The organism is Terriglobales bacterium (assembly GCA_035624455.1).
In the GTDB taxonomy this organism is placed as follows: domain Bacteria; phylum Acidobacteriota; class Terriglobia; order Terriglobales; family Acidobacteriaceae; genus DASPRM01.
The window spans coordinates 111,288-135,930 of record DASPRM010000025.1 but is presented as its reverse complement, the minus strand read 5'-3'; the positions used below and the strand labels follow the sequence as shown (position 1 = coordinate 135,930).

At 57.8% G+C, this 24,643-nt stretch carries 20 protein-coding genes and 1 pseudogene; 7 read left to right on the top strand and 14 right to left on the bottom strand.

Going from position 1 to position 24,643, the window contains the following annotated elements:
- Window positions 1-54 precede the first annotated feature (54 nt).
- The 4 genes from VEG30_03105 to VEG30_03090 all read right to left on the bottom strand — a co-directional run bounded on the left by VEG30_03105 (window position 55) and on the right by VEG30_03090 (window position 4,582).
- Window positions 55-2,004: a DUF2207 domain-containing protein gene (locus VEG30_03105; protein HXZ78889.1), complete on the bottom strand. Its 1,950-nt coding sequence runs from the start codon at window positions 2,002-2,004 to the stop codon at window positions 55-57.
- A gap of 586 nt (window positions 2,005-2,590) precedes the next feature.
- Window positions 2,591-2,974, bottom strand: coding sequence for a hypothetical protein (locus VEG30_03100; GenBank protein HXZ78888.1), 384 nt, complete (start codon window positions 2,972-2,974; stop codon window positions 2,591-2,593).
- Between the two features lie 190 nt (window positions 2,975-3,164).
- Entirely contained in the window at window positions 3,165-3,518 is a 354-nt protein-coding gene (locus VEG30_03095) for an STAS domain-containing protein (protein HXZ78887.1), read from the bottom strand.
- Between the two features lie 524 nt (window positions 3,519-4,042).
- Window positions 4,043-4,582, bottom strand: a complete 540-nt coding sequence (locus VEG30_03090; protein ID HXZ78886.1) for a hypothetical protein — start codon at window positions 4,580-4,582, stop codon at window positions 4,043-4,045.
- A gap of 55 nt (window positions 4,583-4,637) precedes the next feature.
- Here VEG30_03090 and VEG30_03085 point away from each other — a divergent pair, with 55 nt between their 5' ends.
- Window positions 4,638-5,369: a DNA-3-methyladenine glycosylase gene (locus VEG30_03085; GenBank protein ID HXZ78885.1), complete on the top strand. Its 732-nt coding sequence runs from the start codon at window positions 4,638-4,640 to the stop codon at window positions 5,367-5,369.
- An 88-nt stretch (window positions 5,370-5,457) separates the two neighbouring features.
- Here the strand turns inward: VEG30_03085 and panC are convergent, their stop codons facing one another.
- The 6 genes from panC to VEG30_03055 form a co-directional block, all read right to left on the bottom strand.
- Window positions 5,458-6,303, bottom strand: a complete 846-nt coding sequence (gene panC / locus VEG30_03080) for a pantoate--beta-alanine ligase (GenBank protein ID HXZ78884.1) — start codon at window positions 6,301-6,303, stop codon at window positions 5,458-5,460.
- A 108-nt stretch (window positions 6,304-6,411) separates the two neighbouring features.
- On the bottom strand, window positions 6,412-7,299 hold the full coding sequence (gene panB, locus VEG30_03075) for a 3-methyl-2-oxobutanoate hydroxymethyltransferase (protein ID HXZ78883.1): 888 nt from the start codon (window positions 7,297-7,299) through the stop codon (window positions 6,412-6,414).
- Window positions 7,300-7,498: 199 nt separating this feature from the next.
- Window positions 7,499-7,696 carry a hypothetical protein gene (locus VEG30_03070; protein ID HXZ78882.1) on the bottom strand — a complete coding sequence of 66 codons (198 nt, stop codon included), beginning with the start codon at window positions 7,694-7,696 and terminating at the stop codon, window positions 7,499-7,501.
- A 95-nt stretch (window positions 7,697-7,791) separates the two neighbouring features.
- Window positions 7,792-8,439, bottom strand: a complete 648-nt coding sequence (locus VEG30_03065; protein ID HXZ78881.1) for a hypothetical protein — start codon at window positions 8,437-8,439, stop codon at window positions 7,792-7,794.
- A gap of 209 nt (window positions 8,440-8,648) precedes the next feature.
- Window positions 8,649-9,026, bottom strand: a complete 378-nt coding sequence (locus VEG30_03060) for a hypothetical protein (GenBank protein HXZ78880.1) — start codon at window positions 9,024-9,026, stop codon at window positions 8,649-8,651.
- Between the two features lie 619 nt (window positions 9,027-9,645).
- Window positions 9,646-10,251: a hypothetical protein gene (locus tag VEG30_03055; GenBank protein ID HXZ78879.1), complete on the bottom strand. Its 606-nt coding sequence runs from the start codon at window positions 10,249-10,251 to the stop codon at window positions 9,646-9,648.
- A gap of 120 nt (window positions 10,252-10,371) precedes the next feature.
- On the opposite strand from VEG30_03055, the gene VEG30_03050 reads away from it, so the two are divergent.
- Window positions 10,372-11,262, top strand: coding sequence for a TIGR01777 family oxidoreductase (locus tag VEG30_03050; GenBank protein HXZ78878.1), 891 nt, complete (start codon window positions 10,372-10,374; stop codon window positions 11,260-11,262).
- Window positions 11,263-11,449: 187 nt separating this feature from the next.
- Here VEG30_03050 and gltX read toward each other — a convergent pair whose 3' ends face one another.
- The 3 genes from gltX to VEG30_03035 form a co-directional block, all read right to left on the bottom strand.
- Window positions 11,450-12,973 (bottom strand): glutamate--tRNA ligase, encoded by a 1,524-nt coding sequence (gene gltX / locus VEG30_03045; GenBank protein HXZ78877.1) that lies wholly within the window; start codon window positions 12,971-12,973, stop codon window positions 11,450-11,452.
- Window positions 12,974-13,001: 28 nt separating this feature from the next.
- Window positions 13,002-15,260 carry an APC family permease gene (locus VEG30_03040; protein HXZ78876.1) on the bottom strand — a complete coding sequence of 753 codons (2,259 nt, stop codon included), beginning with the start codon at window positions 15,258-15,260 and terminating at the stop codon, window positions 13,002-13,004.
- Between the two features lie 172 nt (window positions 15,261-15,432).
- The gene (locus tag VEG30_03035; protein ID HXZ78875.1) at window positions 15,433-16,617 is read right to left on the bottom strand and encodes an RDD family protein; all 1,185 of its coding nucleotides are present in this window, start codon (window positions 16,615-16,617) and stop codon (window positions 15,433-15,435) included.
- A gap of 256 nt (window positions 16,618-16,873) precedes the next feature.
- Between VEG30_03035 and lptD the strand changes: the two genes are divergently transcribed.
- The 4 genes from lptD (at window position 16,874) to VEG30_03015 (ending at window position 22,474) form a co-directional block, all read left to right on the top strand.
- Entirely contained in the window at window positions 16,874-19,333 is a 2,460-nt protein-coding gene (lptD, locus tag VEG30_03030) for an LPS assembly protein LptD (GenBank protein ID HXZ78874.1), read from the top strand.
- 101 nt (window positions 19,334-19,434) lie between these two features.
- Complete coding sequence (gene larE, locus VEG30_03025) at window positions 19,435-20,265, top strand: ATP-dependent sacrificial sulfur transferase LarE (GenBank protein ID HXZ78873.1); 831 nt, start codon at window positions 19,435-19,437, stop codon at window positions 20,263-20,265.
- Window positions 20,266-20,387: 122 nt separating this feature from the next.
- The gene (locus VEG30_03020; GenBank protein ID HXZ78872.1) at window positions 20,388-21,338 is read left to right on the top strand and encodes a thioredoxin domain-containing protein; all 951 of its coding nucleotides are present in this window, start codon (window positions 20,388-20,390) and stop codon (window positions 21,336-21,338) included.
- Between the two features lie 62 nt (window positions 21,339-21,400).
- Window positions 21,401-22,474 (top strand): SurA N-terminal domain-containing protein, encoded by a 1,074-nt coding sequence (locus tag VEG30_03015; protein ID HXZ78871.1) that lies wholly within the window; start codon window positions 21,401-21,403, stop codon window positions 22,472-22,474.
- 573 nt (window positions 22,475-23,047) lie between these two features.
- On the opposite strand, the pseudogene VEG30_03010 reads toward VEG30_03015, so the two are convergent.
- Window positions 23,048-23,332, bottom strand: a pseudogene (locus VEG30_03010) (HU family DNA-binding protein).
- A gap of 395 nt (window positions 23,333-23,727) precedes the next feature.
- Between VEG30_03010 and VEG30_03005 the strand changes: the two are divergent.
- The gene (locus tag VEG30_03005; GenBank protein ID HXZ78870.1) at window positions 23,728-24,549 is read left to right on the top strand and encodes an ATP-binding protein; all 822 of its coding nucleotides are present in this window, start codon (window positions 23,728-23,730) and stop codon (window positions 24,547-24,549) included.
- Window positions 24,550-24,643: the final 94 nt, after the last annotated feature.

The following is a 24,643-nucleotide window of genomic DNA, read 5'->3' as shown; positions in this document are numbered from 1 at the left end:
GATTGTTCAAGGTATGTCGGGGCTCAGCGCTGATCTGGGCGTGGTTCTGGAAGATTACCAACCGCCGCCTCCTCCGCCTCCCCCTCCGCCTCCGGAGGATCCTCCACCGCTCGAGCCCGAACTCGATCCGGGAGGAGTAGCCGCACTGGATATCGCGGAGGTGAGTGCATCACCGATGCCGGAAGCAAAACCGGCGGCCGAGCCGCCAGCGACCTCAGCGGCCAGAAGTCTGGTGGTGGCATCAGAAGACGCTCCTGCCCCGACGGGAACCAGGGTCGATGCCAGCACATGCGCGAATTTCGCCGACCATTGTTGTTCCACGTCCAAAGCCACGGCGTACGGCAAAAGGCGGTTGAAGGTATCGAGGTTCCAGTTCACCGGCCCCAGGCGCTTCAGCTGATCTTCTTCGGTGGCAGCGAGGAACATCTTGAAGCCCTGAATCTTGTCCAATAATTCGCGCCCCATATGCGTCGGCGCCTTGAGCAGCTCGTGATAAATGAAGTTGCAGGCAATGAGCAAAGCAAACACGCTCACGCACAAAACGGAAGTGGCATGCACGAGCATGCCGATTCCGAACAACTCTCCTGCCAGGAAGGGAAGCGCAAACAATGTAATGAAAATGGCGCCGCCGAACTTCAACGCTTGCTGGCCTCCGCCATGAAGCGCCGAGCGCCACACGCTCACAACCCGCATGGAGAGGGCGGCCACACCCAGGGTCCAGAAGCCGAGCCAGAACATCATGAATAGAGCCACCGGTTTGAGCTGAGAGTCCGCATAGTAGGCGATGGCGAGAAAGCTCAGGATGGTCAGCACGACACTGGGTGCCATGTATCCGGCATTGCGCACGAAATAGATTCTCTCCATGCGCGTCGACAGTGACGTCTTCAGCGCCTTCATCGCCTCCGAGAGACTTTCACGGTTCAGTGGCGTCAGCAGGAGCCGGTCATTGGTTGTGAAAAGACGTCGCGCCACCAGTCTTTCTTCCGCGGTAAGGGCGCTCTCCGCCGCGGGATTACTGCTCTTCACCAGGGTGTACTGTCCCGTTTCGTCCTGCTCGATAGACAAGTATTTCTTCGCCGCCAAGCCCAGGATCTCTGCCGCAAAGGCGCGATTGTCGAAGCCCATCTTCACCATCTCGCGCACCGCAGCGGCAGAAAAACCGTCAGGGGGAATGTATTGCGGCACGATGGTTCCGGCCGCCGGATCGCGCCCCACCATGATCCAGGTGATCACTTGATACAGAAGCACCAGCACCAGTCCGATCACGGCAGCAACAGCGGGAGCATTATCGGCGAAAAAGTATTCCAGCTTGTCGGTTGGCGGCTGGATATAGCCGCGCGGCCACCATGCGACTACTGTGAAGCCCTCGTGCACGCCTAGCGGCGCCCTGGTCTCATAGTGCAGGCGCCCCAGGCCGTCTTTAATGGCGTAAAAGTCGCGCCCGGTGTAGCCTTTAGGACCGGTGTAGCCGTAGGTCTCAACAAAGTTGCGCGGAATCTGTAACGGCAAAACCACCGTCGCGGTGGCGTGATCGATGGGAAAGGCCCAGCCGTTCCCGGTGACATTCCAGTAGAGCTCCTCGCGATCGCTATAAAACCCCATCTGCCGCGATGTCACGTAAGAAAGACTGTAGGTGTATTCGCTGGGGATGAGGGTCGCCCAGCGGCTGCCCATGTACACGCGGGTGCCGTTCAGCAGACGCTCGGTGTGATAGTCCTCGGGCTGGTTGTCCCGGCGCACCTCGACGATATCGAAGGGAACGGTATAGCGGTTGCCCAGCTTGTCGGTGTAGCGGGTGGGGAAGTCGCGATAAATTCCGTGCCGGATCTGAACACCCAACGCACGCACGCGGATATTTTCGGTGACGTGAATCGAGCCATCTTCCATCAGCGTGATTTCGCTGTCATAGGAAAGGATGCGCTCTCCGCCCGGCACCATCTGCGCCGACGCCAGCACAGGCGCGAGAAGAAAGACCAAAAAACAAAATTGCAGAACACGTTTCATGCGAGCTTCCCACGAGACACCAGGGCACACGCCGGGTTGCCCACCTAAAGTGTCCCGTACATGCTGGCTTCCGAAAAGGGGAATTGCGATCCAGGGAGTTACATGAGTGTGCGACCTCCAGGTAAGGTGCACCAGGACCTGAAGGAGCTGGAAACGACCTGTTGCAAGAGAAAATGCAGGGCAGCTCAGGCCCAGGCTACCTTCGCAGCTCCCCATCTCCGGCGATTGCAAACAGGCCCGATTGGGCGTAGCGCTCGGAAAAGGCCGCCTGATCCATTGTCAGGTAAGCTCCATCGGGTTGCTGATGAGTGCGGCGATAATCACGGGCATGTTCTTCTGACCAGAAGAATACGGTCTGATTTCAATAGTCGTGGATGATGTTTATTCCGCGAAAGCTCGCCCAGTTAATGTCAGGCTCGAACAGCAACGGAGAAGCGCCGTCCGAGAGAACCTGCCACCTGAGATCATCATCGACTTCGATTGCCAGCGGGCGCGCGCAATGCTGGCATTCGGAATCGATGCGCACCCGCAGCTTTTCTCCCCGAAGGCGTCCTTCGACGAAGGACGTAGCGAAGGCATCCTCCGCTCAAGCGCCAAAGGTATGCTCGCCAGTAGAGAATGTCAGCCGATGTGGCGTCCGATCTGTGGTCACGGGAAATGCCCAGTTCACATTCCCACCGGCGTCGCGCACGAGAAAAAAAAGATGCTCTTCCAAATCTTGCAGGATGGCCGATACTTTCGCGACTTCCAACGCCGTGACCTGCGCAATCTGCGCCGGCGAGAGCGGCTGTGGCTTCACTTGTCGCGGCAGTTCCCGCACCACGAAGTCGCGGATGACGTGGTGATCCGGTGACATGAAGGCCAGTCGCTTCGCCATTCGATCGGGAAGATTTCTGATCGCTTCTACAAATTTGTCATCCGAAGTAGTCCGAAGTTCCCGGCCAACGCCTAAGAGAATTTTCCCGCTCATCAGCAAGCTCCTTTTACTCGCTCTCCGATCGCCGGACGCCCGATTATCTTCCAGCACAGCCGCCCGATCGGCACTCAAAAATTGCCCGCCGAGACTTACTCGGTCATAAGAAAAACCCGAAGCTCGAACCGTTGGTTCCGGGATCGATGCTTCGGGTTAGCTGCCGCTCAGTTGAAGAAAGACAGATGCATCAGGCCGCGCGCGCACCGAAAGACTCGAGGGCGGCTTCTTCGTGCTCGTGCACATCCAACACTTGGTACAGATTGGTGATCGCAAACACCTCCCGCAGCCGCGCGTCCAGGTTGCAGATTTTCAACGCCAGCCCGCGGGTCTCGGCCCGCTTGCTGGAGGCCACCAGTACTCCAAGACCTCCGCCGTCAATCGTCGTGACCTCTTCCAGGTTCAGAACCACCGACAACCTCCGATCCAGCAGTTCCACTACGTGCTCAGAGAGTGCTCGCGCTTCATCGCGGAAGACCAACTTCCCCGCCAGGTGCACCACTGCAATCTCTCCGAGAACTCGCGTCTCGACCGTGAGACCCACGAACTTCCTCCTTGAGTTGTGCCGGTTTGTCCATCGTGCGGCTCGCCGCACGCTATCCATTCCTTTCTGCAGCTTACTGAATTTTGATTGCAGCATGATTGAGCCACCGTAAAGACCAGGTGAAAAGTCTTCCTCTGTTTGCTTTTTTGATTCGTCCCAACACCCCTAACAATGTTCATTTACTTAGACGATTACGGGAGCCGGTTGTTATCAATTTCTTTTTCTGGAATTCACCGAACATTTACAAGAATGCAATCGTCGGTTAACACGAAACAGCGACATTAGAGCCTCGACATGTACCTCCTAACCCAGATGGCTGGACAGTCCGGCAGCTCCGGCTGGACTGTCCGTTTTTTCTAAGCAATCAGCCCTCAGCATTCAGCAATCAGACATCAGGCTGCCGCTTCTAAAGACGAATCCGCCGGCATTTTTGAGAATTCTCGATGTGTCAAACCACGTGGAAGCGGAGGTCCCGTCCGCTCAAGGCGAGCGCAGCTCGGCGCCGCGGATACAGCAAGCCTGCCCTATCGCGTCGTAAACGTCAGCGCACTCTCGGCGGGAATGATTGCCTCTTCTTTCCCGGTGGCAGCAGCCACGCCGGTTCCTCCTGCTGCCCCAACGCCAGCGCCAATCGCTGCGCCTTTTCCGCCACCCGCGAGTCCTCCGATCAGCGCTCCCGCTGCCGTTCCTCCGCCAATCTTGGTGACGTTGCTCTTCGTATGGCTCTTCCCGGTGCGCGCGAGGGAATTGGTGCTCACCTTTCTTCCATGCACCGAGATCAGCCGGACACTCAACTGTCCCGGGGCATGCAGCCGTCCACTCGATTTTGCGTTGGTCACCTTGAGCTGCGCCGGTGCTCCCGATTTCGCGATCGTCGTTCCGTTGACCACCAGACTCTTGGCCAACGTGCCCTCGAAGATCTGGCCAGCTTCAGCCTTTCCTGAGCTGATTTCGCTATTCACTCGCACCGTGATTTTCGTTCCCGCAGGAATCTCTACCGCTCGCGTTGCCAGCGCTCCCATTAGAATCACTAACAAGGCGGTGGTCAGACGTCGGATGCTCATGTTCTCCTCCAGGTGAAGTTTCGGAGCTGGTACCAGCTCCGATCAGTGTTCTGAGATGCGCCCAAGAGTCAAGCCGATTACAAAACTGGCCTCATGGAAGTCTGCCATCGTACCGTACCGGGAGCCGGAGCCGGGTTCGCACGCCACAGGGGACCAAATTTTGTCAGCCGATTTTTACGCCCGTGAGCCACGCCTGGTTTCGCGTGACCTGCTGGGCAAGGTTCTCATCCGCCGCGAAGCCAGGCGAGTGTTGGCTGGGCGGATCGTGGAAGTCGAGGCCTATCTTGGGGAAAACGATCCGGCTGCTCATGCGGCCGCCGGGCGTACCGCGCGCAATTATGTCCTGTTCGGACCGCCCGGCCGAGCCTACGTATATTTCATCTATGGCAATCATTATTGCCTGAATGTCTCCTGCGAGCCCGATGGCATCGCGGGTGGGGTTTTGTTTCGCGCTCTGGAACCAATTGCTGGAATCGAGTGGATGGCCAAACAGCGTGGAATTTCAATCGACCGGGGAAAGCCGGCGAGTTTGCGTCTGTTGACCTCGGGGCCTGGCCGGCTGGCAGAAGCATTTGGGGTCACGCGGCTGCGCGACAACGACAAAGACCTGACCTCGCCGACATCCGATCTGCAGATCGTTGACGACGGCTATGCTTCGCCTCGCGTGGTGGTAGGCCCACGCATCGGAATCACCAAGGCCGTTGCGCATCCACTGCGCTACATCATCGCCGGAAACCCATTCGTCTCGGGAAAGAGAGCGCCTGCAGATCCGAGGAGTCAGCGGTGAGTCTTGCCGGACGAAAATCTTGAGGGTTCGCCACGTTCGCGCCGCTTTTTTCGGCGCTAACTGGGAGCTGGCAAAATCCGCGACAGGTCTACCCGGGCAAAAAAATGTTATCGATCAGCCTCGTGCTCCCCACCCATGCTGCCACAGCGACCAGCGCACCACGCGAAACTTCGTTTACCGGATCCAGCGTATCTGGATCAACGATGGCGAAATAATCCAAGCGTGCCGCAGGTTCCTCCGCGATCGTCCGCTTACCACATTCGATCAACGGTTCCGACTGCTGCTCTCCGCGATCAAACAGCGAGCGTACCTGACAGAGTGACCGGTACAGCACCGTCGCTCTTTTCCGCTCGTCCCCACTGAGATACTGGTTGCGCGAGCTCATAGCTAACCCATCCGGCTCACGCACGATCGGACAAGGGACGATCTGCACGTCCATATTCTGATCGCGGACCATCCGACGAATGATCGCCAATTGCGCCGCATCCTTCTGTCCAAAAAACGCCAGATCGGGCTGCACGATGTGAAAGAGTTTGGCTACGACGGTAGCGACGCCGCGGAAATGTCCGGGACGCGACTTGCCGTCCAGTTTGTCACTCAAGCCTGCGACTTCGACGAATGTGCTGGCACCTGGGGGGTACATGGCCTGGGCGGACGGAGCCAATAAAAGATCAACTCTTTCCGCTTCCAGCAACGCACGGTCGCGCTCGAACGTTCGCGGATATTTCGAATAGTCCTCTTTTGGCCCGAACTGCAGCGGATTCACGAACAGAGACACGGCCACAACATCGCACTGCGCCCGCGCGGCACGCACCAGCGATAAGTGTCCTTCGTGAAGGGCTCCCATAGTAGGCACGAGGCCGAGCCGTTTTCCGCTGCGGCGCACGTCACGGCAGACAGACTGCATCTGCTCCAGGGATTCGATGGCGCGCATGGAGGTAGTTGTTAGCAAAGCGAAACTACGCCACCCTGGTCAGAAGACGGCGAGAGTGGGCCACCCTAAAGATTCTTGCGACAACGTGACCGTTGCAGACGACCGCGCTCACCGCATCGCCCGCTTGCGCTCGTTGATCGTTTCCAGCACCGCCTGCGTTTCCTTGGGCAGGTGATAGGACTCGTGCTCCCCAGGATACTGCCCGGAGACGACATCCGCCTTGTAAGCCTGAAGCGCCTCGCTGATCACTCCGCGCACATCAGCATAGCGCCGCACAAACTTGGCGGGCGGCGTGAAGGTCAGGCCAAGCAGGTCATGGATCACGAGCACCTGCCCATCGCAGTCCCGACCAGCTCCTATCCCGATGGTTGGAGCGGAGACCTCGGCAGTGATCATGGCGGCCACCTCTCGCGGCATGCCTTCCAGGACAATGCTGAAAACGCCGGCCCGGTCGAGCGCCACGGCATCGCGCATGAGTTGCTCAACGGCGCTCAGCGTCTTGCCCTGCACCCTGTACCCGCCCATCACGTTCACCGATTGCGGGGTCAGGCCGATGTGGCCCATTACTGGGATCTCGGCATCGAGCATGCGCCGAACCAACTCCGAGCGCTTCTCGCCGCCCTCCAGCTTCACCGCCTCGGCCCCGCCCTCCTTGATGAAGCGCGTGGCATTGCGGACAGCTTCTTCGATGCTGGCATGGTAGGCGCCATAAGGCATGTCGGCCACCAGCAACGCGCGCTTTACCGCCCGGCGAGCGGCGCGCGTGTGGTGGACCATTTCGTCCATGGTGACGGGCAGGGTGCTGTCATAGCCCAGCACGACCTGCGCCAACGAGTCTCCGACCAGCACGATATCGATGCCGGCCTCATCTACCAGGCGGGCGGTGGCGTAGTCATAGGCCGTCAGACAGGTGATGGGTTCACGGTGCTGTTTCTTTTCGCGAAGGGTAAGAGGGGTGACTTTCAGACGGCTTTCGCCGATGGATGTGATGCTCACTGTAACCTCCAGTGCAGTTCCGCCTTGCGGATACCGCCTGTTCCGGCCGCCAGGTGGCAGCCCCTAACGCATACAGATGCGAGCAACACTATTGTAGCTCCGGAATAAGAAAGCGCAAGTGGCGGCTGGTAACGCCTGCCGGTAACACAGGACGAGCGTTGGGCCTAAAGCAGATCAAATATGCGTCTTTCGTAGCACATCACACCCTCGTGCCTTTGCGCTCCCGTTTGTAGTCGTAGGTGCGTTCGTAGTCAATTTTGCCAAATAGCGTCAGGATCTCTCGTTGCTTTCGCCGTGCGATGTACTCCCCCAAGAGCGGCAGTAACCGCTCCTCGCCTGGTGCGGTGCCCGCCCAGCCTTTGCGCTTCTTGCAAAAGTCGGCTGTCGATCGCGACATTGATCAGCATTGATTTCCCCACGTGCATGTAATCACTGGGCGGGCGCAGCACGCTACATAAGCTCCGCCCCGCGGCTGCCGAATCGTCTGAGCTTCTACTTCACCGGCTGGTACGTCAGGTACTTCTCCATGGGGATTTCGAAGTACATCAGCTCCTGGCCATTGTTGTCTTTGAGACCGGAAACATACAAATGCGAGCCTGCCAGGGGCTGCGAGATGCCCTCAACATCGAAAAACACGAACCCGGCCTGGTTTTCATGTGGCTCCACGGCCTTTGCCTTGAACATGGAGGCCTGAAATTCGTCCCGTCCTTCCGCCGAGACACCGGTTTTCGGTCCCTTGCGGGGCAGCGGAATGGGTGTGGGATTGCGGCTGGGCTCGTCGCCCCGGCGCTCCAAATGCGAAAACCGCCGATACAAGTCGTCTTCGGTCGCCGGCAGCAGCTTCGCCTTGCGCGTTCCGGTCACATATTCGATTTTCAGGTTCAACACCGAGATGGGCGCGTCTCCATCATTCGATATGACCAGCAGGATCGGCAGGAACCCGTTCTCCTTGTACTTGAGATGGAACGCGGCCTCCTCCTTCTCCTGCAGATCGTAGGGATCGCCAGCAACGGTGATCTTTTCCATCGGATGCTCGTCGCGCGCGGGATAGGTTTTGGCGTTATAGATGCGCGGCGGCGTGTACTGCTTGGCGGCGTAGGCGAGGGTCGCCAGAATGACCAGCGGGCCCAACATGGCCAAAAGTAGCTTGGATTTCCTGCTCTGCAATTTTTGGCACGCGCCCGGCAAAATGCCGGAACCACTCAGTTCAGAAGTCATGTTGGAATGCCTGTGAGGCTGGCAGAAACTTCTATCACGAAGTTGGATGGGAAGTCATGCGGTATGGTTGGGTGGACGATCCAGAACCCGGGGACACAACCAATTGCTTTCTGAAAAATCTGGTTGAGATGTCAATGTGTTTGCGAAGACTTGCCAGCGGGAACGTACAACGACTTGAGCACGTTTGCATAGGCAGCCAGTTCGTCCTGAGTTGCAGGAACCTTCTCCTTTGTCATCGAAACCGAGAGAGTGAACCAGGAATTTGGTCCAGGGTTGAGATAAGCAACGTAGTCGTAGAAGTCGCCTGGAAACAGGAACAGTTTTGCGTGGGTCCGATATTCGGGATGAGCTACGTCTAAGGCAGCAAACTGCACCTTTGGGTATTCTTTCTTGTATTGGCGCATATCGGAATTCAAATCCTCGAGCGTGTTCTCGTCCACCTTCTTATTAACCCGGACGCGGATCTCAACGCGGTGCGCTCGTGAGTCTGCTGAACTCGGAAATAGCACGGCATTAGCCTGGTACTGAGTTGCGCGCTGCCCTCAAATGCAGCGCCAGCTCTGCGGCTCCTTCAGCGCAAAAACGAAACCGTCTCCGCAGACCAGGATACTGTCCAATGCTGTGTTGGAACGCGGTGAAGTAGATTGGGCAGATGCGGTGATGCCGAGCATGGCGAGTATCATCGCCGCTACAAAATTGCTTGGTCGAAGCATTCCAGAATTATCGTTGCCGTGAACGCTACAGTCTCGGAACGAAGGTCGTGAGACACCGGTAACGAGTCAAGCACCTGAGCGCCGGAGTCCCGGGTGGGATACAACAGTTCGGCACGCTTATGATGTGATCCAACCGAGGTACAAACCAGCTAAAACCACCAGCGCGTAAATGCTCATTACGGTCCAGTAGGTTCTGGGTCGTGTGCGCCTGGTGGCCCAGACCGCCCATCGCAAGTTAAGCAGTTTTCTCGAAGCTAGCTGGTAAATGAGTATTGCGAGCAGCGCCAGGAAGCCAACCCAGGGGAAGCCTCCTCCCCCTAAGTACGGCAAGAGAGCACAATGACGTAATCATGGAATTGTGTTAAAAGCCGAACCGATAAAGAGAACGGATCCAAGCGACTGCAGTGCACGCACCCTAATCCATCCCAATCGGTTCCCAGCGGTACTTCTTCCCGTCAAAGAAAATCAGCGCCGAAAGCCCCGCCGCCTCGTGTGTGGTTATCGCCGAAACCATCTTCTTCTTGAGAGTCGCGTGCGACATGGCTGCCTGCTCGAAGGGAACATTGACCAGCACAAACTTGGCCTTGGGCGTCTGCAGTTTCCATCCGTGTACGACCAGAAAGTGCCGCTCCTGCGGACCTCCAGTGGTGTACTGCGCCATGATGCGGGCATTGCCGAAACCGTAGTAGGCGTCGTACGGATCCTGGACACGATACTGAAACTGGCCTTCAGCCCCCATCACATTCTTGCCGCGTGCGATGAGGATTACATCTTCTTCGCCGTCCCCATCGAAGTCGCCCACAAACGGGGCGAATGCAGGATCGTATTTGAGATCCGGGCCAAAATTCTTTTCGATGAACTGCTGAATCGCTTCCGACCTGGCGGCCTGCTCCGGACTGGTCGCCGAAGCAGCCGGCGCGGGCGCTGCCGATTGCGCGGCAGGCGCGGCCTGGGCTGCCGCCAACGAACAGATTGAGAGCCCAGCAAAAATCGCAACCAGCCAGTGCGGAACAAATCGCATACGGTTACTCTATCCTGTGCAGCAGCTATGGCAAGCTGTTGAACCTCTAATGCCAACTCTATCGTAACTTTGGGACGGCCAGCGCAGTCTCTGTGTGCATTTCCGCCAGGAGATTCCGAAATGAGAATCATCGTCAGCGGCGCCAGCGGGCTTATAGGCTCAGCACTCGTCACAGCCCTGGAGAAAAGCGGTCACCAGGTCACGCGACTTGTTCGCCGCAATTCCAGCGCTCCCAATGAAGTCGGCTGGGATCCCTACGGCGCTATCGACCCTTCATTGTTCGAAAGCTCCGATGCCGTCGTTCATCTTGCAGGTGAGAGCATCGCGACCCGGTGGACTGAAACCATCAAGAGCCGCATTCAGAACAGCCGGGCGCAGGGAACGCAGACCATCTCCTCCGGCATTGCGCGCGCATCAAAACGGCCCGCGGTATTAATTTGTGCTTCGGCGGTCGGCTACTACGGGGAGCGCGGCGACGAGATCCTGACCGAGAACAGCCCTCCCGGGACCGGATTTCTGGCGGAAGTCTGTCGTCAGTGGGAAGCGGCCGCCCAGCCTGCGGCAGCGGCCGGCGTACGCACCGTGCACCTGCGAACGGGATTCGTCCTGAGCCGCATCGGCGGAGGACTTGCCAAGATGCTCACCCCCTTCCGGCTCGGCGTTGGGGGACGCGTAGGCGGCGGGCGCCAATGGATGAGCTGGATCGAGCTCGCCGACGTCATCGGCGCGATCCAGCATGCGCTCACCGACGCTCGCGTCTCAGGCCCGGTGAATGTCACGGGGCCCAATCCGGCAACCAATGCTGAATTCACCAAGACGCTCGGACAAGCCCTACACAGGCCGACCATGTTCCCCATGCCGGAATTCGCGGTGAAGCTTGCCTTTGGTGAAATGGGCGAGGAGATTCTGCTCGCCAGCCAGCGCGCCATGCCCGCCAAACTCACGACCGTGGGATACCAGTTCCGATATCCGGAATTGAGCGGGGCACTGAAGGCGGCGCTGGCAGACTAGGTTGGTTTCGGTCGCGGATTTTTCAGAAATTCTCACGAATCAGAAGCAGAGGATGACTAGTATTGAACAACCGCGAGGTCCTTCGACTCGGACGCGGCTTCCACCCCAACAAACCAACAGCGGGTTTGCCGGGGCCCCGGGTTTTGCCGCGTCCTCGCTCAGGATGACATCGAAAGTTGTTGCGGCATCAGTCGCTCTGCTTCTTCCATGCGCTCATGAACCCCTCCACCCGCTCGCACACACTCTTCACGTGCTGCGGAAGCGGCAAGCGGCTGCCCTCTTCGAGAATGGGGATCAGCTTGTCGAAGTCGGGTCCGGAATGCGACCCGGTCAGAATGATGCGCACCGGATGAAACAAGTCTTTGCCCTTTGCGCCGGACTTCTCCTTCACCTGGTTCATGATCGCCTTGAAGCGTTCCGGCGTGAGTTCGTCCGCTCCGTTCGAGCAAACGGCGCGTGCAAACGACTCAACCACAGTCTCTGACGTGGCCGCCGCGAGCACTTGAGGGTTCTCATCGTGCACCAGAGCATGCTCCGGGTCGTAGCGAAAAATGAGTTGAGCTCGATGCGGCAATTGTTCCAGGCGATCAACCGCCGGAGCGAGCAATCCCACGACCTTCGCGAACCAGCCACTCGTCGGCTCATCGAGCTTGTCCGGCAACAAGCCCTCCTGCTGGAAGAAGGGCAACGCCAAATCAACGATCCTCGATGGCACGCTTTGCTTGATGTAGTGCCGGTTGAGCCAGTAGAGTTTCTCCACATCGAAAACCGCGGCCGATGGGGTGACGCGCTTCAGATCGAAATGCTTGATCAACTCCTCGTGATTGAAAATCTCGCGCATGCCTCCCGGCGCACCCCAGCCAAGCAGGGCAAGATAATTCATTAACGCTTCTGGCAACACTCCCGATTCGCGGAAATTAGCGATCGAAGTTGCGCCGTGCCGTTTAGAAAGCCGGGTGCGGTCGGCTCCGAGAATCGTGGACAGATGCGCAAACTCCGGCGTCTTCCAGCCTAACGCCTCGTAGAGCGCCACCTGCTTCGGAGTATTGGAAAGGTGATCGTCGCCGCGGATCACATGGGTAATCTTCATCAGCCCGTCGTCGATCACCACCACGTAGTTGTAAACCGGCATTCCCGAAGAACGGAGAATGATGGGATCGCTTACCACTTCGTTGGGAAACTCGACGTCGCCACGCACGATATCGCGGAAGCGTATGGGATGCTCAGGAATCTTCAGGCGAATGGCGGCGGGCTCGCCCTCCGCACGCTTGCGCCTGGCTTCTTGCGGATCGAGCGCGCGGCATTTTCCGGAGTAGGTTTGCTGCAATCCCTCCGAGATGGCGCGGTCGCGCTCAGCCTGTAAATCCTCTTCCTTGCAGAAACAGAGATACGCTTTAGCGTCCGCGAGCAGTTGTTCAGCATGCTGGCGGTAGAGATCGAGTCGGTCCGACTGCCGGTACGGCTGATATGGGCCACCCACATCGGGGCCCTCGTCCCAATCAATGCCCAGCCACTTCAGATCGTCCAACAATTGCTGTTCGAAGCGCGCTTCGCTGCGCTCGACATCGGTATCTTCGATGCGCAGCACCATCGTGCCTTTATGTTGACGCGCGAACAGCCAGTTCACCAGCGCCGTGCGGGCATTCCCCACGTGCAGTTGACCGGTTGGAGAGGGCGCGAATCGCACCCGGACGATTTCCTGCGTACTCACCAGATTGATGTTATCAGAGGACAACAGGCTAGCTTGGGGGCGTGGGAGGCTCTTGCCTATTGTTGAGTTGCGCTTGCAATTCTCGCAATAGCTCTTCTCGTCTGTTGCCGTCTAACTCCTTCTCGAGTTCCTGCAGGGCCAGAGCTACCACGTGGTAATGATGCAGGCCGGAATACTTCGGATCGGAAGTGATATTCAGCCACAGCTTATGCATGAGCTGCACATCCTCCTCGCGCATGCGCGGAGCATGCGGTCCCAGCAGATACTCCCTGTGCGTGGCGTCTGGTTCCACCACCTCCAGGGTGACGCGAGGCCGGGGCTCGGGCAAGCGCTCCCATGCGTCTCCGGTCAACTTGCCCTGTTCTTCGGAACTCAGGTGGGAGGAGAGCCCACAGACTACACGCGTTGAATCCAGCCGCTGCGCCGTCATCATGATGGTGTCAAAAACATTCGTGCCAGGCACCACCAGCAGGTAGACGGGCTTGCCTTCTTTTTCCGCTACCGCCACCACGCGCGAAAACAGCTCCTGCTCATAGGTGTCGAAGACGTCCTTGGCCTCGTACATGGTGTTGCCGCTGAAAGAGTGCTCGCGAGGAGAAAGGCGGGCGGTCATCACCACCACATCCTGCTTGGTGGTGTCTGTACGCTGCAGCACATCGCGCAGGTAGTAAAGATTGCGCGGATCGCGCACTGAAACCAGCACGTTGCCCGGCCGGACGCGCAATGCGGTGTAGTCCAGCTCGGGATTTCCGAAAACCCGGAACTGCTCCACGTTTTCGTGGTGCCCGTGCCGGCGCGCGTTGTAACGCTCCGAAGCAACCAGGATTCCGAAGAAAATGGCGCTGAAGGTTACGCCGGCAATCGTGGCCTCTGTCTTGGTGAATAGATTCACAATGGCAGTCATAAACAGAATCACCGTGATCACCGCCAGCCCAAGCGGGACCTCCCTGCCACCGATCTGCAGATTCCCGGGCACCTTCCACTGCCGGTTCTCAGGCTCGGTAAAGCGCAGCACGAAGACGGCCAGGGCCTTGAACGCGAAGCTCCAGATCACACCGAAGGCATACAGCGCCGCCAGCAGGTAGACATTCCCCCGGCTGACGATGATGGTCAAGACTTGGAGCCCCACAATCAGGTTGATGATGCGGTAGCTAGTGCCGTAGCGCTTCTGCGGCCGCTGAAACCACGAGGTCAGAACTCCGTCTTCGCTCAGGCGGTTCAACACGCCATTGGCGCCAACAATAGACGTATTCAGCGCGCCCGAAAGAATCAGGATTCCAACCAACACTACGAAGGCATGAAAGACCAGCCGCAGAACTTCCGGCCCCGCCAGATAGATCGCAATCCCACCGATCAGGTTGCTGAAGTAATCGGGCCGAATCTGGTCGGGAATGATCATGACTGCGAAGAATGACACAAGCGACGTGAACAGCAGGCTATAGAGAAAGATCACCAGCCCGGCTCGCTCCAGGTTCTTAAGCTTGGGGCTTTCGATCTCGCGATTGACCTGCGCGAGCGTCTCTTCGCCGCTCATCGCCAGCACCGAGTGCCCAAACCCTACCAGAAGAGCGATCAATGTGATTTCACTAAGCCGTGTCCCGGTCAGCCATCCCCACGCCTCTCGGCTGTGATGCATGTTTGCCAGATTCGGCAGCGGCGGCAGGTGCGCGCTCGTGGACTTCAGGATGGTAATCACGCACCATACGATCAGCATCACCACCATGACGGTGGTGATCTTCATGATCTTCATGGCTTTGTCAGACGACTCGTGGATGCCTTGGGTGTTCTTCCACCAGAAGTAGAGGGATACAGCTACGGCAAACGCTGCTGCAAAATGGTTGATGTCATCGTCGTTCCAGGAAAGCGGGTGATGCACATATCTGGAGACATCGATGATAAAGCCGCCGAGATATTGGCCAGCGGAGACGCCGCTGATCGGGCCTGTGAGGACATAGTCAAATAGCAAAGCGGATACGGAAAACTTGGCCAGGCTACCGCCCATGGCCTCTTTGACTACCCGGTACACTCCGCCGCGCACGAACATGCTGCTCGACTCGATGTACACCGCGCGCACGGCGTAGCTAAACAGCATCACCGCCAGGATGAACCAAGGGGCGCTTTTGCCGATCACCTTCTCGGCGTCACCGCCCGCGTAATAAGCGGACGAAGCCAGGTCGGCAAGCACCACCGCCGCCACCCGCCAGAAGGAGATGAAGCTCAGCATCACCGTGGTGGCGATGAATACCGGTACGGCTGGACGCTTCAGATCCTTAATCGAGGTGGACATAAGAAACGGGTCATTTCGTGGCAGATCGTGGGTATTCGGAGTAAAACTCTACCTCGGCCAATCCTCGCAATAGGATTCACTAATATACGCCAGATGCTGGCCTTTTTTGAGCGGTACGGCTGAATCTGCAGGCGGGAGGAGAGGAATTACGCTGCGAGAGCGCGCCAGGCATTCAGTGGGGCCGGGATGCTACATAGGTGCGCGTAATGCGGTCGTGCCAGCAGAGTGTGTCGGGATCGTAAAAAGCCCATAGGAAGCCGAGTCCAGCGGGACAGCACGAGACTAGCAGCATCAGCGCGCGGTATTGCCGCAAGTGTCTGCGGACACCCTCCCCTTCGAAGTGCAGAATGTGCAATCGCATAAGGCGCATGCCCGGAGTGATGCCGGCGTAGGCGAGAAACACGTATTGATAGATGATCCACAGCATTGCAGGGATAGACATGGCCATTGCAAGGGTGGATCGCCTGTCCTGAAGCAGTTGTCCAGGCCCCACTTTCAGCGCCACGACCGCGAAGACTGCGGTCGCAAGCAGCACGATGAGTCCGTCCAGCAAGGCCGCTGACAACCTGCGCGACACCGGGGCCACCCGCAGGGGTACCTCGAGTGGTTGTTCATTGGTTTCGGCTGGCGTTTCCAGGCATAGACCATCGAGCGGCGGCGGGTCAACCGGAACACTCTCCGGTACATCCAGAATCCGCGGCGACGTAAGCACCGGTTCAGCCAACTCGCTGACCGTGTGCGTCATATAGGAGGGTCGCGGAAACTCGATCAGTTTGCCTTGTTCCGGAACCGGGCCTCGTGCCGGTCGCGACCGCGGCTCAGGCCTTTCTTGTTCTGATTCTTCTTCAGTTACCAGTTCGTGTTCAGGGGCTTGCGCAAGCGCTGAGGCCAGATTCGAAGGGCTGGAAGTGACAATGGCATTCCCTGCCTCGATCCGTTTTTCCGGCTCGGTAAAGTTCGCAGGCGCGACGTCAAATGGAAACTCGGGCTTAAGGAAAACGTGATTGCCGGTCGTAGACTCGAAGTTGAAGTGCAGCGATCCCTGGCCGAGCTTCCGGTATCGCCTGGCTTTGTAGCTGCGGATGCGGGAAGCAACGGCATCTTTCCACAATTCGCTATCATCCACAGAGTCCGTCGCAGGCTCGTGATTGGAAGGCTCGGCAGGGGCGATCACAAGCGAATCCGAAGTGCTCTCGACGCCTGCACCAGGATCGCTGCTCGCACGTCCTGCAGCCGTTGCCAGGCTCGAGCCGGCTAGCTGCTGAGTCTCACTCCCGCTCTCTGGCGGAGGAGATTCGTCCGGCTCGAGGCTTGAGGCAAACTGCTGCTCGCTGGGATCAAACCCTTCCGGATCCACTAGAACGATGCTGCGTGATCCAGCTGAGTTCCCCGGTGTGCAGCGGCAGAATTCGCCACAGGTAGGGCAGGCCATCGCAAGTAGAGAAATCGCTGAGCCGCGATCACATCATCGCAATCTTACGGGCGGTTCACGCCTGCGGATTCTCTTTCCCTGGCGAACGTGTTACCTTGCCCGGAGTGTCCCCTGCGCGCCTGTCATCCTGGCTTGTCGGCAAAGGTGGCCGTGCGCCGCTGGGAAAGCTCACGCGCATGCGATGACTTCCCGCATACGAATCCTTATCACGGCTATCTTCCTTTGTCATCAGCTTGGCTCGCCTCGGCTAGTTACCAGCCAGTTGCCACGACTGGCGGTCCCGCCCCAAGTGGAAGAAGTAACGATCAAAGCCGATCAGCAGGAAAAAGTGGGTGACGTTTACCGCCTCATGGGAAGCGTGGAAGTCGATTTTCGCACTTTCGTTATTCGTGCCGACAGAGTTACTTACAACTCCGACACCGGCGAGGTCACCGCTGAAGGGCATTTCGTCTTTGATGGCGGTCCGCACGACGAGCACATTGAGGCCACTCACGGCACATATAACGTGCACACCGACAGCGGCACATTCTATGACGTAGTGGGCAGCACCGGTGCACGGGTTCGCGGCGCCAATGTACTGCTCACCTCCTCCAACCCCTTCACATTTGCGGGACAGATTGTCAAAAAGACGGGTCCCGACCATTTCGTTGTGGAGCATGGTTATGTGACCTCATGCCAGGTCACCAGCCGGAAATGGACGTTCAATTCCGAAAAAGTGGTGGTCGAGGTTGGGCAGGACGCCAAGCTGTACCACAGCAATTTTCGTTTCTTCCATGTTCCCCTGATTTACTTTCCTTATGCCCGATTGCCGGTAGAGAAGATCGGACGCCAATCAGGATTTTTGATCCCCGTACTGGGCCAGTCTTCGCGTAAGGGCACCATCATTGGCGAATCCGTGTACTGGGCCATCAATCGCAGCATGGATGCCACCATTGGCGCGGAATATTTCTCCCATCGAGGTTGGGCGCAGCACGGTGAATTTCGCGTCAAGCCAAGTGAAACGTCGTATCTCAACGTTCACTACTTTGGCGTGCTCGATCGCGGGTTCGGTCAAGCCCAGGCGGTTCCAGGGACACCCAGTGGGTGCGTGAGCATCAGCGCGAGCGGCAGCTGCAATCAGGGGGGAGAGGAAGTTAGCGTCAACGGCGAAGCCAAGCTGGCACATGACATCCGTGCGGTGGCCGATCTGAATTATCTGAGCTCGTTTGTTTTCCGCCTGGCGTTTGCAGAATCATTTACTCAGGCTGTCAATTCTGAAGTCAAGTCCGTGGCGTTCCTCTCTAAGAGCTACAACGGCTACTTCTTCAATGGCATGGCGTCCCGGTATCAAAACTACCAGAGTACAGATCCAGGAGACCTGATCACCATCATTCACGCGCCGAGCGTGGACCTGGGCAGCGTAGAGCATCGGCTCGGCCCCACTCCGGTGGAATGGTCTTATGACTTCAGCGCCCAGGGTGTCTCACGGCGCGAGCCCGATTTTGTCACCGATAACCTTGTCGGCCGGATTGACGTGCATCCCCACGTCGCCGTCCCCTTGCACTGGCAAGGCTGGGATTTTCGGCCCGAACTTGCACTGCGGGACACCTACTACACGCAAGATCGAATTCCAGGTCCCGGGATCGGCACCCCCGGAACGGGAACAGTGAATCGCCGTGCCCTGGAGACTGCTTTTGAAATCCGGCCACCCTCTGTCTCACGCATTTTTCGGCGCAAGATCCGCGATTACAGCATCAAGCACATCATTGAGCCGCGTGTGACCTATCGCTATGTGACTGGGGTGGACAACTTCGCCAACATCATCCGTTTCGATGCCCAGGACATTCTCAGCAATACCAATGAAATCGAGTACGGGGTCATTAACCGCATTTACGTGAAGGGCGGCAAGCAGGCCAACTGCGAAGTTCCTGCGCAGCGCCCGAGTGAAGCTCCCCAGCCACCCTCCTTGCCCGGTACTTCCGCCGAGCAACAAATCCGCGCTGCCGGACGGACCACACCCTGCCAGGTGGCAAGCGCCCGCGAGATCATCACCTGGGAAATCAAGCAAAAATACTTTTTTGATCCCACGTTCGGAGGCGCGCTGGTCACCGGCCAGCGCAACGTCTTCACCACTACCGCCGAATTCGCCGGCATCGCTTTCCTCACCGATCCTCGCAACTTTTCGCCCATCGTCTCCCGCTTGCGCGTCAAGACCACATCCAAGACCGACGTGCAGTGGGAACTCGATTACGACACCAAGAAAGGGCGCATCAATTCCAGCACCGCTATCGTCAGCTACCGGATTGGAGACTATTACATCGCCGGAAGCCATTCCTACTTCCTCACACCCGGCGAGGTTTCGGTCTCAACCTCGGCGCCCGCGCCAACCGACTTCAACCAGTTCCGCTGGTTGGTGGGATATGGCAACCCCAACAAGAGAGGAATTAACGCCGCCGTTAATATTGGTTTCGATGTGAACACCGATTTCCTCCAGTATTCGGCAGTTCAAGCCAGCTATAACTGGGACTGCTGCGGACTAAATTTTGAATACCGACGCCTGGCGCTGGGGCAGGTGCGCAACGAAAATCAATACCTGTTCGCATTGACTTTGACCAATATCGGCACCTTCGGCACCTTGCGTCGTCAACAGCGCCTGTTCTGAACCATGGACCAGGTGGGAAGGGACGCCCCCGTCCTTCCAGGTCGAGGCGCCGCGTCGACGGCGTTCGCGCAAGGGCTCGCCTTTTCCGCTAAGATAATTTTGTGGACTTGCACGCTAAACAGGCACGGTTGCGCTCAGGCCTGGACCGTCTGGGAAGAGTTCTGATCGCGTATTCCGGCGGCGTCGACTCCGCTTACCTCGCCTGGGAGGCTCATCTTGCCCTGGGCAGCAATATGCTCGCGGTGATTGCCGACTCTCCCTCTCTCGCCCGTTCCCAGCTACAAGACGCGGTTGATTTCGCCCACGAGCAGCAGATCCCTCTGCAGGTCATTTCGACGTCCGAGATGGAGCGCGAGGAGTACGTCCGCAATGATTCCGAACGATGTTTCTATTGCAAGGATGAATTGTTCACGCTGATGGAACGCTTCCGTGTGGACCGCGGTTTCGACGTCATTGGCTACGGCGTAAACGTTGATGACCAGGGTGACTTCCGGCCGGGCCAGGCAGCTGCGCGGCAGCACGGCGTCGCCGCGCCGCTGCTAGAAGCCGGGCTCAGTAAGCAGGAAATTCGGGATCTGGCCCGTGAGGCTGGCCTGCGAATCTGGGACAAGCCGGCATCCGCCTGCCTTTCCTCCCGTATCGAATATGGCCGGCCGGTTACGCGCGAAGCGCTGTCCTCCGTGGAGCAGGGCGAAGAGGCTCTTCGGGTTCTGGGATTTCGGCAGTTCCGCGTGCGCCATCATGGCCAGATCGTGCGCATCGAAATTTCGCCGGAGGAGATGGCGCGCGCGCTGACTCCAGAAATGAACCGCGAGTTCGTCCGCATTTTCAAAGCACTGGGATTTGCCTACGTCACGCTGGACCTGGAAGGCTTCCGCTCAGGATCGATGAATGCCGTGCTGCCGATATCCAAGCTGAATCAGCGGTCCTGATGGAAAACGCAAAGATCCTTCGACTCCGCGCCCGCGACCTGCACAGGTCACAAGGAATCGGACTTCCGCGGCGTTATGCGCGATTCGACTAGCGTGCGATAATGGGTCGTTTGCAGCTTCCTATGCACAATTCCATACTGCAACTGACCAAGCGCTTTTTTGCGCTTCTATTGTTTCTCTGTCTCGGCTGTGCGGCCCAGTCTACGCCTGCCGATGTGAATCGCCGTATTGAGCGTCAAGTGCGTGCCTACTACAACGTTCCCATGGACATCAAGCTGAGTGTAGGTCCACGCAAGCCAAGCGAGTTTCCCAATTACGATATCGTCGTGGTCACCTTCGACGCGGGGCAACACAAGCAGGACCGTGAATTCCTGCTTTCCAAGGATGGCCGGACACTGATACGGATGACGACATTCGATTTGAGCAAAGATCCGTACGCCAAGAATATGGAGAAGATTGACGTGTCGGGACGGCCGGTTCGCGGCAACAAGGCTGCGTCGGTCACCATCGTCAACTACGACGATTTTCAGTGCCCCTATTGCGCCCGCATGCACGAAACCCTGACCAATGACATCCTGAAGACCTATGGCGATCGCGTGAAGATTGTCTATAAGGATTTTCCGCTATCGGAAATCCACCAGTGGGCTGAGCATGCTGCCAATGACGCGAACTGTCTGGCGGCGCAGAGCAACGATGCCTATTGGGGCTTTGCCGACTTCGTGCACGCCAATCAAAAGACAATCACGGAACCTCGATCCCTTGAAGTGCAGCGTCAGCTTCTGGATCGAATTACGCTGGAACAGGGGAAGAAATTCAATCTGCAGTCTGCGCCTCTGGAGGCCTGCATCAAGGAACAATCGGGCAAGGCGCTGCGCGCTTCGGTATTGGAAGCTTCGTCGCTTGGCGTTGACGCTACCCCCACGCTATTTGTGAACGGCTTTAAGGTGGACGGCATACTGCCGTCGGCCGAGTTGCACGCCATTATTGATCAGGCGCTTCACGATGCCGGCCAGAACGTGGGGCTGGTTGGCGGAGCCGATCTGAATTCCAAATCCGCGGCGGCCGCGCACTGATGCAGCAGATCTCCAACTTGATCCGGGGCTCGCGTTCGTTACGAGATATCCGGGAGGAAAAATTGAACTTCACCAAACTCCGGCCTTCTCCGGCCGTTTTCGCGCCTGCAATCATGGCGCTCATCCTCTGCTGGACGATAGGGTGCAACCGCACCCAGGCCAGTGGAGACGTCATGGCGAAGGTCAATGGCCGCAAGATTCTGGGCTCGGAAGTTGAAAAATACTTTCGCAATCAGACGGCCGGTTCTCCCCAGCCGCCCGCCGGCGAACAGGCGAAAAGCCTGCGCCTCAGCATCCTCAAGGAACTTATCGATAACGAGATTCTCATGCAACGGGCGGAGAAACTGGGTCTCCTGGCCACCGATGAAGAAGTAGAAAGCAAACTGAACGAGATTAAGGCTCCCTATACCCCGGAAGACTTCAACAAACGCCTGCTGGAGCGAAAAATCACCCTGGATGATTTCAAACGCGATCTTCGCCGCAGCATCACTGTGGAGAAGGTCCTGAACAAGGAACTTACTTCCAAGATCAACGTGACTGATGCTGACGTACAAGCCTATTACAACGCCCACCGGTCTGAGTTCAACCTGATCGAGCCGCAGTACCACCTGGCGCAAATTTTTGTCAGTCCCCAACCTAATCCGCAGGTTCGCAACCTGAAAAACGACAAAGCGCAGAACGATCCAGACGCGCGAAAGAAGATTCAGGAGATTCTGAACCGGCTGGACAGCGGCGAGGATTTTGCCACCGTCGCCATGAATTACTCTGAGGATCCGGATTCGGCGGGTAACGGTGGGGACCTGGGTTTCACTCCGCAATCGGGGTTGCAGCGCACCGATGCTGGAACGCGCGACATTGTAGCCAAGCTCAAGCCAGGGCAGTACAGCGGCATCATCGCAGTGATCAATCCGCAAACCAAGCAACTGTTCGGCTACCGCATCGTCAAGCTAATTGCAAAAGAACCCGCGGGGCAACGTGAACTGTCCGATCCCAGGGTTCAGCAAGCGGTGCGCGATCAACTGCGCGAACGACGCGAACAGTTGCTCAAGGCGGCTTACTACGACGTCATCCGAGACCAGGCTAAAGTGGAGAATTACTTCGCTGAGCAGATTTTGAAGGAGACGGGAAGCAAGTAGCGGGCTCTTGCAGTCTCTGGAACGAATTGTGTCCTGCCTGACGGCACTTACGATCCCGTTTCACTTTTTCCCGGGCTGACGAGCACCAGAGCGCAAGCCAAAGCCGGGCGTGCTGGGGGCACCTGACCTCCCCGAGCCATGCTGTGCCGACCCTGCGGGGCTCTATCAGGAACCAAGAAGAACTCAGCCCTGGGCAGTGACCACGCGGACACGTCCCGAAGGCCGATCATTCTTGTGGAAAAATCTGTGGATTATAGTGATGGCCTGCCACGCAAGCGCGCGGAATTCGCATTAGTCCCAGTATTGGCCACTCAGTTGTAGTTCCTGCAACGTTAGCTGGGCAAAAGATTTACGTAGCGCATCTGACCGAGGCCGTCCTCCTTCCTTACAGTCCGGTTACAGCCCCAGTTTCAAAGGGATTTTCACATTTTCAGGGATTGGAGGGGGTTCCAGTTCCTGCTCCCAGTGCACATAAATCGGTGCTTTCAGGGAGGTCAGAAATTGGTCGGAAATTCAACAAATCAGGGGCGTGAAACACGTTCGCACGCCCCGGCAAGAAGATGTACGGGGAGTTCACTTGCTCTTGTTCACCGCCTTCTTGAGATCGACGCCTGGGGTGAATTTCGCAACCCGGCGTGATGCGATTTTGATGACCGAGCCGGTCTGCGGATTTCTCCCGCTGCGGGCCTTGCGCTGATAGGTAGAGAAGGTTCCGAATCCTGAGAGCGTTACTCGGTCACCCTTCTTAAGAGCCCCGGTCACGGAGTCGATGAACGTCTCTACCGTCGTGGCAGCCTGCGTCTTGCTGATCGTGGCAGCCGATGCGAGTCTTTCGACAAGATGCCCCTTGTTCATTTTCGCCTCCCGGAGAGGTGACGGATTCTGGCCGGGACATTTAGCTCCTGTCGACTTGGCTTGTCAAGTTATACGGCGGCCGAACAGGGGCAAACCCGCCGCCAGGCTGGGTTTTCTGACCACTGCGAGGGTTGCCAGCCTTGCGCCTCCGGCGATGGCAGGTTTTTTCTTTTACGTTTGTTGTCCGTTAGTCTTTCTGTTGCTTAGTGAACCTCGCGCCATTTGTGGTATTCGGTTTTTTTTATGCCGAGGCTAGAGTCTCCTGCAGCCATTTTTCCTCTGCTCTCCACAAAGAAATAGCGAAGTTCACAGTGGCAGTGACTTCTGAGATCACCTCGGGCTTGCGCACCCGCTCGAGATAGTGCAACTTGGAACCAGAGTGAGTGGGTGAAGGGCCCGTGGTCAAAATTGCTTCCGATGTGACGAGCTGTCTGCTATGCGGGGATACTGGCTGGAAGCCGCTGGGCAACGGCCGCGAACGGCGCGTCACCCGCTGTGATTGCCGTCTGCAGGCTCGCAGCGGCAGTCTGCTGGAAAGCGCACGCATACCCAAGCGCTATGAAAGTTGCGAGCTATCCAATTTCATCACCGAGTTTCCCGATCTTCCTGCTGGCGACCAGCATGACACCTCGCTGGTCAAGGCGCGCTTTCTCGCCGGCCGGTTCGTGGAGGAGTACACTCCCGGCTGCCGGGGACTGATTTTCCTGGGCGGCAACGGGACCGGCAAGACCCATCTCGCTGTGGGCATTGTTCATGAACTCATGCGTAGCAAAGGGGTGCCCTGCCTCTTCGTGGATTTCCGCGAACTGCTGCGCGAGATTCGCCATTCCTACGACCCTTCCACTCAAACCACGGAGTTCGATGTCCTGAGCCCGGTGTTTGAAATTCCGGTTCTGCTCCTGGACGACCTGGGGGCATTCACCACGACAGCGTGGGAACGCGATACTATCTCCTACATTTTCAACAAGCGCTATAGCGATGAGCGCACGACTATCGTGACTACCTATCTTTCGGACAAGCCAAGCCCCATCGGCGAAACCTCCGATTCGCCAACCCCCTTTTCCAGGAGCGGCCGTACGCTTGATGAAGCGCGGGCCGCGCTCCGCGAACGGACTCTGGGTGAACGCATCGGCGACCAGATGCGAGCCCGCTTGCATGAAATGTGCCGGAGGATCGAAATCCAGGCGGGAGACTATCGGGAAAGACCGCGGGGGCGCTGATCAGAAGGGCTTAGCTTTCATCGCCGCCGTGAACATCATCAATCAGTGAAGACCTTTACTGTTGCATCACGAGGCCGCCGCAGGCGGCCGAGGG

Bases quoted from the DNA above. Each gene is read 5' to 3' on its own strand.
- VEG30_03085 (HXZ78885.1), top strand. From the start codon at position 4,638: ATGCGCCCAAGAGTCAAGCCGATTACAAAACTGGCCTCATGGAAGTCT.
- VEG30_03020 (HXZ78872.1), top strand. From the start codon at position 20,388: ATGCACAATTCCATACTGCAACTGACCAAGCGCTTTTTTGCGCTTCTA.
- VEG30_03050 (HXZ78878.1), top strand. From the start codon at position 10,372: ATGAGAATCATCGTCAGCGGCGCCAGCGGGCTTATAGGCTCAGCACTC.
- lptD (HXZ78874.1), top strand. From the start codon at position 16,874: ATGACTTCCCGCATACGAATCCTTATCACGGCTATCTTCCTTTGTCAT.
- VEG30_03040 (HXZ78876.1), bottom strand. From the start codon at position 15,260: ATGTCCACCTCGATTAAGGATCTGAAGCGTCCAGCCGTACCGGTATTC.
- VEG30_03100 (HXZ78888.1), bottom strand. From the start codon at position 2,974: ATGAGCGGGAAAATTCTCTTAGGCGTTGGCCGGGAACTTCGGACTACT.
- VEG30_03090 (HXZ78886.1), bottom strand. From the start codon at position 4,582: ATGAGCATCCGACGTCTGACCACCGCCTTGTTAGTGATTCTAATGGGA.
- VEG30_03070 (HXZ78882.1), bottom strand. From the start codon at position 7,696: ATGTCGCGATCGACAGCCGACTTTTGCAAGAAGCGCAAAGGCTGGGCG.
- panC (HXZ78884.1), bottom strand. From the start codon at position 6,303: ATGCGCGCCATCGAATCCCTGGAGCAGATGCAGTCTGTCTGCCGTGAC.
- VEG30_03105 (HXZ78889.1), bottom strand. From the start codon at position 2,004: ATGAAACGTGTTCTGCAATTTTGTTTTTTGGTCTTTCTTCTCGCGCCT.
- VEG30_03055 (HXZ78879.1), bottom strand. From the start codon at position 10,251: ATGCGATTTGTTCCGCACTGGCTGGTTGCGATTTTTGCTGGGCTCTCA.